An 11,944-nucleotide genomic window follows, 5' to 3' on the forward strand; every position below is an offset into this window, starting at 1 on the left:
CACTAGGCGGGCTGAATAATCAGCTCGCCTTTTTTTATCATGCACTTAGGCCTCTGCGTTCCTTATTGCTTTGTTCGGCACATTGCCTCTCAATTGGAACTTAACTATTCGAGGTGTAATCGCCCCCCCCCCCCTTCTCCTTCATAGAAATCAGCTCATTCAAAAATTACGCCAAATAAAAATCGCTTCAATTGCGTAAAGAATAATTTTACAATTCAAGCACTATATACATTTCACCAACAACACTCCCCAAACTCAAGATGTCTCATACGTCCACCACACCCACAGCACCACATCGTTCACGCACGCACAAGATCCTGGATGCGTTTCCAAAGCGCCCTATGAGCATTCTTCATTCACGTCTCACAAATACTTGGCTCAGCTTGATCTTTATGCTTATCGGTGTCGTGTTTCTCATTTTCTTACCTGTTCTTCAGGTTCCTGACTTAATCGACGATTACATCATCTCAAAAAATCCCGTAAAAGATCCAACTGCACAAATCCAAGGGCAATGTCGCATCATGCGACATATTCTGATTTCTTGTGACGCCAACATTATTTACCGTCCAGATCCAGAAGCACCGCAACAAAGACAAATTAAGCGCGAATTTTCCTACCTTGGATTCAAAGCGGCTGATTCGATTGCTGCCATCCGTTCCGAAAAAAATTTGGCATTAATCACAACCGATGTCGAAATAAAACACCTCAAAAACCGCATCACATTTCTTGTTTTATGGTGTCTACTGTTCTTTTCGATGTCCTTTTATACGGCTTTATCGCTAATGAAGGACATTCAATTTAAGAAACAGTTACGTTCAAAAGTGATTCTTAAACCGGTGATCGCAGAAGTCACGGAAATTTCAGAAACCAACAGCGTTCGTTTCAGTACGTCCGTCAAAGGAAAAAAACGGATTTGGAATGCGGCATTCAGAGAAAATGAGACGCCTTTATTTATCGCTCCAGGCACCAATCTTGCACTTGCCGTGACTTTATTGAATTCACCATTTATGCTCTTGCTAGACGAAGATTTTAGTTGTCTCGATTTTACTGAGGAAGAGGAAGCGAAACTACGAATGGCGATTAATGCGTGACATTCCGTAAAGATGCCAATCCCGGTCAGTACATTTCGATCTTTAACAAGAATTTAGCCCATTTCAGTACCTGCAAAAAGAATCACAGGTCGATCCCAGTTCGCGCAAGTTCGCTACTTTAGAACGCTGAGAATGCCTGAAATGCGGGTTCTGAGGACCCATTTCAGGTAAAATACGGACGTTTAGTCTATCTCGTCAACAGTCTGACTTCGCCAAATTCGGTTTATGTTGTGAAGCGCAGGTTTTTCAGAATGAAAATCTAGCAATATTTAACGAGTTCAAGCTAGCCATCGCTACGATCGCCGGCGTTGGCTTTTTCAATTCTTTCCACGAGATCGACCGCATCAAGGACTCATTTAAAAGGCTTACTATGTTAGACAATTTAACCCAACGTCTCGCCAAAGTCGTCAAGACCATGCGCGGCGAGGCACGTTTGACCGAATCCAATACAGCCGAGATGTTACGCGAAGTTCGCATGGCATTATTAGAAGCTGACGTTGCTTTGCCAGCGGTGCGAGAATTAATCGCTAGGGTGAAAGAAAAGGCTTTAGGTGAAGATGTGATCGGCTCGCTCACACCGGGTCAAGCTTTGGTTGGTGTCGTACAAAAAGAACTTGCCTCTGTGATTGGTGCCGATTTAGGTGAAAACGCATCCGAGTTAAATTTCGCGACACAACCACCCGCAATCATCTTAATGGCAGGTCTACAAGGTGCGGGTAAAACAACGACAGTTGGTAAACTCGCTCTCTATCTACGAGAAAAGAAAAAGAAAAAAGTTTTAACTGTCTCAGCCGACGTCTATCGTCCTGCGGCGATTGGCCAGCTTGAAACGGTCACTGCGCAAGCAGGTGCCGATTTTTTTCCGACAACGATCAACGACAAACCCGTCGACATTGCACTGGCTGCTCTCGACTGGGCCAAGAAACATCACCATGAAGTCTTAATCATCGATACCGCCGGTCGTCTCGGCATTGATGAAGCGATGATGCAAGAAATCGCTGCGGTACATGCAGCAGTCAAACCAATCGAAACATTGTTCGTCGTTGATGCCATGTTAGGCCAAGACGCGGTAAATACAGCAAAAGCATTTAACGATGCGTTGCCATTGACTGGCGTGGTATTGACCAAGCTGGATGGTGATTCCCGCGGCGGTGCAGCTTTGTCTGTGCGTCATGTCACGGGCAAACCGATCAAGTTTGCTGGCGTCTCTGAAAAACTGGATGGCCTCGAAGCCTTTGATGCCACGCGCATGGCGAACCGTATTCTCGGTATGGGCGATATCCTTGCATTGGTCGAATCCGCACAAAAAGGCATGGATATTGAAGCGGCGAAAGGTCTAGCAGAAAAGATCAAAGTCGGCGGCAAGTTCGATATGAATGACTTCAAAGCGCAACTCGCTCAAATGAAGAATATGGGCAGCTTATCGAGTCTGATGGATAAATTGCCAGCACAATTCCAACAAGCGGCGAGCGGCGCGAATATGGACAACGCAGAAAAACAAATGCGCCGTATGGAAGGCATTATCAATTCGATGACGCCGCTCGAACGTGCCAAACCTGATCTGATCAAGGCTTCACGCAAACGTCGCATTGCCGCTGGCGCTGGTGTCCAAATTCAAGAAGTGAATCGTATGTTGGCGCAATTTGATCAAATGCAAAGCATGATGAAAAAGCTCAAAGGCGGCGGCATGATGAAAATGATGCGGGGGTTGAAAGGCATGATGCGTTGATTTACCTGCACAAATCCAATTCTAGGGCGCCGCGCGTTGTTGCCAATGCTCGCAATACCGAAGTATTGCTGTGCTTGGCGGCGCCTAGCGCGACATCCCTATAATTGAATTTCTGCAGGCAAATCGCTTCTCTGTTTTTTTTAAAAACAAAAACAACTTCGCTAGTTTTTTCAAAATCGTAGGTTGGTGCTGAACAAAATGAAACCCAACATGAGGTAGCGCACTCACACACGCTGGAACAATAACCCTTCATCCAAGAGTCGCTAAAAAAACGAAAGAGAAGCAGCAAAAACTACAGTGCTTCCTCTGCGCCATTCTGCGCATCAGCGTCTCGGCATTGAGGGAATTTTCATGAGGAACTCAACAGCAACCCCCTCCTCCATTTCCACAAAAAACCAACCTCCTGCCCTTCCTCTGTGTCTCTGTGCCTCTGTGTTGAGAGGTTTTCTATCCACGTCAAACATCACGAAAATTTCACACTCTGCAGAGGAAAAACGACATTTTCCCCTCTGAAAACCACGTCTGCCCTGATTTCTCACACATTTTTCGCAAAAAGCAAAAAAAAACACTTGCATCACTCTGTAATCGGCACCACTATAAGCACTGCGTGAAATGGCGCATTTTCCAAGACAATTGTGAAGGAGCCTCAATATGGCAACAGCACCAAAAAAAGCAGCAGCAAAACCAGCAGCGAAGCCTGCCGCAAAAGCAGCAGCGAAACCAGCAGCAGCAAAAAAACCAGTAGCAAAAGCAGCAGCTAAACCTGCAGCAAAGGCAGCAGCTAAACCTGCAAAAGCAGCAGCTAAACCAGCAGCAGCGAAAAAGCCAGCGGCAGCACGTAAGCCAAATGCAGCTTTCATGAAGCCTATGACTTTGTCTCCAGTTTTGGCAGCAGTAATTGGCGCAGCACCAATGCCACGTACTGAAGTAACCAAAAAAATCTGGGAATACATCAAAAAGCACAAACTGCAAGATGAAGCAAACAAACGCAATATCAACGCGGATGACAAATTGAAAGCCGTTTTCGGTGGCAAGAAACAAGTCTCCATGTTTGAAATGACAAAACTCATTTCTGGTCATCTGTCCTAATCGGATCTGATTTCCATATTGCTTTGGGCAATGCTTGGGTCGTAAATATTACTACCCAAATCCCAAACAAAAACGCCCGCATCGCGCGGGCGTTTTTGTTTCCGATATCGAAATGCTTTAGTCACACCTGTACCTAAGCTTTACCAATTTCTGACGCACACTGGAATTTGCCATGTCAACACGTTCTTCTCACAACAAGCCCAAAGCAATGTCGCCATCGAAAAGAGTTGTTGAAGATAATCCGTCATCCAATACAAGTACTTTGTTTCATCCGCGAAATCGACATCAAGGAAAATACGATTTTGAACAATTAATTGAGGCTGACAAGTCCACCTTAAACGATTCCTTGGCAAGTTTTATCTATACCAATATTGGCGGAGAAATAAGCATACACTTCTCTGACCCCAAAGCAGTCAAAGCCTTAAATCGTGCACTACTCCGACTGCAATACGGTGTCAGCGAATGGGACATTCCTGAGGATTATTTATGCCCGCCAGTTCCTGGTCGTGCCGACTACATTCATCATCTAGCGGATCTATTAATCGCTAATAACCATGGTAAAAGCCCTAAAAAATCGCGTGTTCAAGTGCTCGACATTGGCACTGGAGCAAATGGTATTTACCCCTTAATTGGCGCTAGTAGCTATCAATGGCAATTTGTCGCGAGCGATATTAATCCAGACTCAATTGCTAATGTTGATCACATTCTCAAAAACAATCCAACACTCAGCACGATGATTCAAACTCGCTTACAGATTGACCGTAAGGCATTTTTTAAGAACATTATTCGCGATGACGAATGGTTTGATCTAAGTATGTGCAACCCACCATTTCATGACTCTGCCGCTGAAGCGCAAAAAGGGACACAAAGAAAATGGAACAATCTTGGAATGTCACAACAGCGCGATAAACTCAATTTTGGTGGTCAAGATACAGAATTATGGTGTGATGGTGGCGAGCTCACTTTTATTCAAAACATGATTAAAGAAAGCCAAGTATTTGCAAGCCGCTGCTTTTGGTTCACCAGCTTGGTTTCAAAAGCCAGCCATTTACCGGAAATCAAAGTCGCACTCAAGCAGGCAAATGTACAACAAAGCAAAATCATCGATATGCAACAGGGCCAAAAGCAAAGCCGCTTAGTGGCTTGGTCGTTTCTGAATCCAATACAACAAGCGGCTTGGGCGAAAATGCGCTGGTGAGAAAGCGACCGTCTGCAGTAATTTTGCATTGAGCCTACCCCACGCTTTACTGAAATTGATGTCTTTCCAAGTGATCGATCTCAGATCGATCTACCACCGATATCACCTTACTATGCCTAGCTTCAGCATATTCCTTGCATACGTAGTTGTGACGACTCGCTAGCACGCATATTCCATTCGAATCAACACAATCAACTTGACGAAGTTTCCAATGCGAAGAAATCCTCACATGTTTTGATTCGCCTCAAAGCTTTCATCAAAACAGCAAATTTCTGCCTCGCAACGCTGTTGCCATCTTTCTAAAATTGACTGCAATCAAGGAAAGCGAATCTCTAGACACTTACTATCAGTGACGTGGGGAAATAACATCCACAACATCAATTAGCGCTGGCGAATCCAAACGACAACTCAGCGCTTTTTATGATTTACATTTAATAGGGGTTAACTCGACATGAGCTCATCGTTCACCAAGTCAACCGCCAGAAATATCTTTTATGGCGGCTCTGTTTTTTTCTTCCTGTTATTTCTCGGACTCACATTCGATACGATGAGTGCGTTGCCCAAGCGAGATAACAGTGCCAATTTGACCGAATCCGCGATCCGCGGCAAGAAGATTTGGGAAACCCGTAACTGTATTGGTTGCCACACTTTATTAGGTGAAGGTGCTTACTTTGCGCCTGAACTCGGCAATGTGTATAAGCGTCGCGGCCCGGATTTTATTCGTGCTTGGATGGCGGCTCAGCCAACCGGTGCGCCAGGTCGTCGCCAAATGCCACAGTTCAATTTGAATGAAAAAGAAATGAACGATTTGGTCGAGTTTCTGAAATACAGCTCAGAAATTAATACCAACAACTGGCCGCCTAATATCGAAGGCTAAGAGCGCGACACCTTTCAACGATTCGTGGAGAATTTTATGCAATACAAATCACAGGCCGTCGCGAAGCCCTACTTTATCGCGGCAATTGCCCTGTTTGTTGGTCAAATCTTATTTGGTTTGATCATGGGCTTGCAATACATCATAGGCGATTTTTTATTCCCTCTGATTCCTTTTAACGTCGCAAGGATGGTGCATACCAACTTGCTGATCGTCTGGCTGTTATTCGGTTTTATGGGTGCAGCGTATTACTTGATTCCAGAAGAATCAGAACGTGAACTACATAGCCCCAAACTCGCGATGTGGATGTTCTGGGTATTTTTAGTTGCCGGTGCTTTGACTGTCGTTGGTTATCTGGCGGTGCCTTATGCATCACTGGCAAAAATAACTGGCAATGATCTGCTCGAAACCATGGGACGAGAATTCTTAGAACAACCTTTACCTACCAAAGTCGGCATCGTGATCGTTGCACTGGTGTTCTTATTTAATATTTCGATGACAGTTTTACGTGGTCGTAAAACTAGTATTAGTCTGGTTATGTTGGCAGGCTTGTGGGGATTAGCCTTATTTTTCTTGTTCTCTTTCATCAATCCTAGCAATCTGGTCAAAGACAAATTCTACTGGTGGTGGGTAGTCCATCTCTGGGTAGAAGGCGTATGGGAATTGATACTTGGCGCGATGTTGGCTTTCGTTTTGATTAAAGTCACGGGTGTTGATCGCGAAGTAATTGAAAAATGGTTGTACTCTATTATTGCGATGTCCTTAATCACCGGCATTATCGGTACTGGTCACCACTATTTCTGGATTGGTACGCCTGAATACTGGCAATGGTGGGGTAGCGTATTTTCGGCAATGGAACCCATTCCTTTCTTCATGATGACCGTGTTTGCATTCAATATGGTAAATCGTCGCCGTCGTGATCATCCAAATCGTGCAGCCGTCTTGTGGGCCTTGGGTACGGGCGTCATGGCGTTCTTGGGTGCGGGCGTATGGGGATTCTTGCATACCTTGTCACCGGTTAATTACTACACTCACGGTACACAGATCACCGCAGCACATGGTCACATGGCGTTCTACGGTGCGTATGCGATGGTGGTGATGACGATGATCAGTTACACCATGCCACTCATGCGTGGTCGTCAAGCGAATAGCAACAAATCGCAAGTCATTGAAATGTGGTCGTTCTGGTTGATGACGGTATCGATGGTCTTTATTACTTTGTTCCTGACAGCAGCGGGTATCTTGCAAGTTTGGTTACAACGTGTCGCGACCTCCCCGCTGAGTTTTATGGCAACCCAAGATCAACTGATGATTTTCTACTGGTTACGTTTGGCGTCCGGTGTCATCTTCTTGATAGGATTGGCGCTCTATATCTTTAGCTTCTTTGTTGGTGGAGACCAAGCCGAGAATTCATCTCAGGCTTAATAAGTAGAACAACGCCCGACAGAACATCGTCGGGCGTTTTTAGTTTTTAGTTCGACGTTTTAAGTTTCCAATTCCGATGTACACAGAAGGTTTTTCATGAACGATTTAAGTCATCAAGCATTTCTAGCGCCAGCTTCAACAACAACTGAGATTCCGTTTTATCAGCCAGTTAGTAATGAATGCGTGCTATTTGAATTCGCTTACCAACGCCAATTGCCCCTATTAATCAAAGGCCCGACAGGCTGCGGCAAGACGCGTTTCGTCGCACACATGGCGGCAAAATTGGCGCGTCCCTTAATTACCGTCGCTTGCCATGATGATTTAACTGCCGCAGATTTAGTCGGGCGTCACCTAATCGGCGACGGCGAGACTATCTGGTCGGATGGGCCGCTCACCCGTGCGGTACGTCAAGGTGGTATTTGTTATTTGGATGAAATTGTCGAAGCGCGCAAAGACACCACGGTGGTCTTACATCCGTTGACGGATGACCGCCGCATACTTCCTATCGAACGTACCGGCGAAGAACTGACTGCGCCAGATGAATTTATGCTGGTTGTATCGTACAACCCCGGCTATCAAAATTTATTAAAGAATCTCAAACCCTCGACCCGTCAACGTTTTTTAGCAATCCAGTTTGATTACCCCAATGCGGAATTAGAGCAAAGTATTTTGATGACAGAGACCGGCATTGATCTAGCTCTAGCGACACGTTTAGTCGATATCGCGCGCCGTTTCCGTCAACTCAAACAACATGATTTGGACGAAGCAGCATCTACCCGACTGCTAGTCTATGCCGCGAATCTGATTGCGGCGGGCTGTCCCATCGTGGATGCTTGTGCAGCCGCGTTGGTTGAACCTCTGAGCGATGATTTAGACACAATTGCAGCCTTAATGGAAGTGATCAAACTACACTTTGGCAGCAGTAAAGGCAGCAATAAATAATAAGACGATATCAGATGAAACATCCGATGAAAATTCTGGAACCCACCACATCAGAAATTCGCATCGCGAGCGCGGCGGCGATTCTGTATTTACTGAATATTCTCTTGTTGCCCTTCATCGCTTTTGTCCTGCTGCTAGTTTTATATCAACGTCAGCGTCACAATGTGTCGACACTAGTACAGTGCCACTTGATACAGGCTATGCGCGCCAGTATTTGCGCGGGATTGATGCTGATTTTAGTCAGCATCGGAATTTTATTATTCGGCAATTTACACGAAGTCAGCACCTGGATTATTTTTATCCTGTATGTCTTATGTGTGCATTCAGTGTTCATCTTATTTGGCGTCTTTGCCTTAACCAAAGCCCTATCCGGAAAATTATATTTCTATCCTCTGATTGGCAAATCGACCACGCATGGCGCCCATGATGGCAGCTAAACGAGTATTAACATGCAAGTAAAATCACATCTCGGTTTATGGGGAATCCCCGTTCAACAATGGCGTCGCTTCACGCAAGTCAGTTTCTTTTTATTGTTTGTATTCGCACCAATATTTGACCTCTTCCGCCTAGATCTTAATCTCAAACATTTCATTATTTTGGGGATGGATTGGACCTTGGGCCTGAATGATTTCGTGGCCGGCAAAGATACCGCCGGACAAGCAGCCAAAGCCATTTTTCTGCACGCAATTTTGCCGCTGATTTTACTGGCGGCGGGCGTCATCTACGTTGCGTGGAAATGGGGGCGGATTTATTGCGGCTGGTTGTGTCCACATTTTTCCATTGTCGAAACCATCAACCAAACTTTGCGTAAAGCGATAGGTAAGCAAAGTTTATGGGATAAGGAAGCGCTGCCTTCGCGCAATCCAGATGGTACGCAAACTAAACCTGATGCAATCTGGTGGTTAGGCGTCATTCCTCTCACCATCATTTGTGCCATCACTTGGGCCACGGTATTACTCACTTATCTGCTCCCGCCTGCTGAGATCTACGGCAATCTTTGGCATGGGACCTTAACCCGCAGTCAAACTGTATTTTTAATTGCAGGTAGTATTGCCTTCTTTGTTGAGTTTATGTTTGCACGTCATCTATTTTGTCGCTACGCCTGTGCTTTGGGCTTATTTCAAAGTTTGGCATGGATGGGCAATGACAAAGCGATGGTAATAGGCTTTAAACGTGAAAGAGCCAAAGATTGCTTTTCTTGTTACTCTGCTTGCGATCACGTTTGCCCGATGCGCCTCAACCCGCGCAACGTCAAACGCATGATGTTCGCCTGCGTACAGTGTGGACAATGTACCGACGCCTGCACCCAAACGCAAAGTGACAATCCGCAAGGCAATTTACTCGAATGGGTGAACCAAGCTTATGCCGAATCGGAAGCGGCATTGAATGGCAGTACTGCTCGTGTGATTCGAATTAAGCTAGAAAAGAATAATGTAATACCAATCCATAATTCGAACAAAAAGATTCCATCGTAAGCCTCAAAAAGTAACAGTATAGAGAAAGCATCGGATTGATAAAGCGGGCACAGCCCGCTTGGTACATCAAACAATTTAGGATTTACCAAGGCTTAGTGGCGCGAATTGCCACCACCCTACAAAAGCAATAAGAACTTCAAATATGAAAGTGTAGTAATGGAAGAATATATAGGCGGCTTGTGGGATAAATTGATCACTCGTCTCGCATATCAGGGTTACCCAGAAGCCCGTGTAGAATTGGCACAGATGAAAAACATCGGGGCGACATTCTTTCGTGCGCTCGGTGGCGATCCTGGTATCAATCTACAATCAGGCTCTGCCAGCGCGCACGGTGCGCGTCGTAGTTGGCTAGAACGTATTGCTGGTATCGGTGAGAAAGCGGAACTCACATGGGCAGATGAAACCACTTTACACCTACCCGCCTCTATCGATTACTTTCCAGAACGCGAACTCAATCGCGAATTGTACTTATGGCTGCTGGCATTAGTCGCCCATGATGTTGAGCCAGATGCCACCTACTTACAACGCAATCAAGCCGCGACCTTGGCCTTGCTGAGTGCATTCCCCTCTTTACAGGATCGTTATCAACGTTTGGTAGAAGCGAGCTTGCTGCGCCGCCCTTATCCTAGTGAATTAAAAAAATACGAAGCAGAAAACGAATTACTACTACGTCAAGCGCTATTACAACCGGGCAGCGTTCATGCTGAATTAAAAAAAGTCGGACGTAAAGAATTCAACTTCGTTCCTGTTCCACTGTGGTTGAATACGCCACCCAAGAATGCGATTAATAATACCAAGCCCGCTAGCAAACTCACACCCGAGCAACCGCAAGGCAGCGCGGTGCAATCCGATACCGAACAACGCAAACGGATGGCAGAACGCACTGACATGCCCGACAACCCTAGCCCCTTCATGCTGTTATTTCGCGCCGAGAGTTTATTTTCTTGGGCGGAGTATGTGAAGGTCAATCGCCCGCTAGATGAAGATGATAATCCCGACGCACAAAGAGCGGCGAATGACTTTGATGTGATGAGCGTCGCCAACGATGGCAAGAGTACCGCGAGTCGGGTGCGCTTTGATCTCGATTTACCGGCCGAAGCCGATGACGATTTATTGCTAGCCGACGGCATTCTTTACCCAGAATGGCATTACAAAAAACAACAACTGCAAGAAAAGCATGCGCGCATACAAATGCTACTAGCACGCGATGCCGAAGCAATCGCCTTACCAGAACACTTACGCGCAACCGCCAAGCGCTTGCGCCAACAGTTTCAAAGCTTAACGCCAGAACGTCAACGTCTGCGTGGTCAACTTAGCGGCGACGATATCGATATTGATGCTTGTGTACGCTTTAGCGCAGAACGACGCGGTGCCAACAGCGGGTATGCCGTTGCAAGTCCCGGCCTGTATCTAGATAATCGCCAGCAAAGCCGCGACATGGCGTGCCTCTTACTCGCAGATTTATCGATGTCCACCGATACTTGGGTAAATAATCAAGCTCGCGTGATTGATGTGATACGCGACAGCCTTTATCTATTATGTGAAGCTTTATCCGCCACCCGTGATCGCTTCGCTATGTATGGATTTTCGTCAGTACGACGTGACAACGTGCGCTTTCACTTACTCAAAGGTTTCGACGAAAAATACAGTGATCAGATACGTGGTCGCCTAGCAGAAATCAAACCGGGCTTTTACACCCGTATGGGCGCGGCGATCCGACATGCTTCTGCCATTTTGCAACAACAAAAAAACGCGCGTCGTCTACTCTTCATTTTGACCGATGGCAAACCCAACGATCTCGATCAATATGAAGGCCGCTATGGCATCGAAGACACGCGAGTTGCAATTCACGCTGCGCGTCAGTTAGGACTGATTCCTTTCTGCGTGACGATTGATGAAAAAGCAGAAGATTATTTACCGCACCTGTTCGGAGCGAAAGGCTATATCGTCGTAAAAGATGCGACAGAGTTACCGCATCTTTTACCGCGCTTATATGCCGCACTGACTCAATAGCAGAGCTAGCGTCGATTTGACACTATCTAAATAAACCATCTACAATCCGCCTCACGGGTGCGAAGGGGCGCCCTCCCGCACAAGACGCGTTCACCCTCAATCCTTCAT

Annotated in this window: 10 protein-coding genes; all 10 read left to right on the top strand. The window is 46.0% G+C overall.

Annotation, left to right across the window (positions count from 1 at the left end; translation table 11 throughout):
- The first annotated feature begins 341 nt into the window (after nucleotides 1-341).
- On the top strand, nucleotides 342-1,091 hold the full coding sequence (locus tag KDM90_RS05610; RefSeq protein WP_212674627.1) for a hypothetical protein: 750 nt from the start codon (nucleotides 342-344) through the stop codon (nucleotides 1,089-1,091).
- A gap of 370 nt (nucleotides 1,092-1,461) precedes the next feature.
- Nucleotides 1,462-2,820: a signal recognition particle protein gene (gene ffh, locus KDM90_RS05615; RefSeq protein WP_212674628.1), complete on the top strand. Its 1,359-nt coding sequence runs from the start codon at nucleotides 1,462-1,464 to the stop codon at nucleotides 2,818-2,820.
- Between the two features lie 651 nt (nucleotides 2,821-3,471).
- Entirely contained in the window at nucleotides 3,472-3,909 is a 438-nt protein-coding gene (locus KDM90_RS05620) for an SWIB/MDM2 domain-containing protein (RefSeq protein WP_212674629.1), read from the top strand.
- 172 nt (nucleotides 3,910-4,081) lie between these two features.
- On the top strand, nucleotides 4,082-5,107 hold the full coding sequence (rlmF, locus tag KDM90_RS05625) for a 23S rRNA (adenine(1618)-N(6))-methyltransferase RlmF (RefSeq protein WP_230409630.1): 1,026 nt from the start codon (nucleotides 4,082-4,084) through the stop codon (nucleotides 5,105-5,107).
- 451 nt (nucleotides 5,108-5,558) lie between these two features.
- Nucleotides 5,559-5,984, top strand: coding sequence for a c-type cytochrome (locus KDM90_RS05630; RefSeq protein ID WP_212674630.1), 426 nt, complete (start codon nucleotides 5,559-5,561; stop codon nucleotides 5,982-5,984).
- A 36-nt stretch (nucleotides 5,985-6,020) separates the two neighbouring features.
- Nucleotides 6,021-7,406, top strand: a complete 1,386-nt coding sequence (locus KDM90_RS05635; protein ID WP_212674631.1) for a cbb3-type cytochrome c oxidase subunit I — start codon at nucleotides 6,021-6,023, stop codon at nucleotides 7,404-7,406.
- 96 nt (nucleotides 7,407-7,502) lie between these two features.
- Nucleotides 7,503-8,348 (top strand): CbbQ/NirQ/NorQ/GpvN family protein, encoded by an 846-nt coding sequence (locus KDM90_RS05640; protein WP_212674632.1) that lies wholly within the window; start codon nucleotides 7,503-7,505, stop codon nucleotides 8,346-8,348.
- 14 nt (nucleotides 8,349-8,362) lie between these two features.
- Nucleotides 8,363-8,785 (top strand): magnetosome magnetite crystal formation protein family, encoded by a 423-nt coding sequence (locus tag KDM90_RS05645; RefSeq protein ID WP_212674633.1) that lies wholly within the window; start codon nucleotides 8,363-8,365, stop codon nucleotides 8,783-8,785.
- Nucleotides 8,786-8,797: 12 nt separating this feature from the next.
- Nucleotides 8,798-9,823: a 4Fe-4S binding protein gene (locus tag KDM90_RS05650; protein WP_212674634.1), complete on the top strand. Its 1,026-nt coding sequence runs from the start codon at nucleotides 8,798-8,800 to the stop codon at nucleotides 9,821-9,823.
- A gap of 156 nt (nucleotides 9,824-9,979) precedes the next feature.
- A complete protein-coding gene (locus KDM90_RS05655; RefSeq protein ID WP_212674635.1) occupies nucleotides 9,980-11,836 on the top strand; it encodes a nitric oxide reductase activation protein NorD in 1,857 nt (618 codons plus the stop codon).
- The last annotated feature ends 108 nt before the right edge of the window (nucleotides 11,837-11,944 follow it).

Source organism: Affinundibacterium fentianense (assembly GCF_018139545.1).
GTDB classification, from domain to species: Bacteria; Pseudomonadota; Gammaproteobacteria; order Burkholderiales; family Burkholderiaceae_D; genus Undibacterium; species Undibacterium fentianense.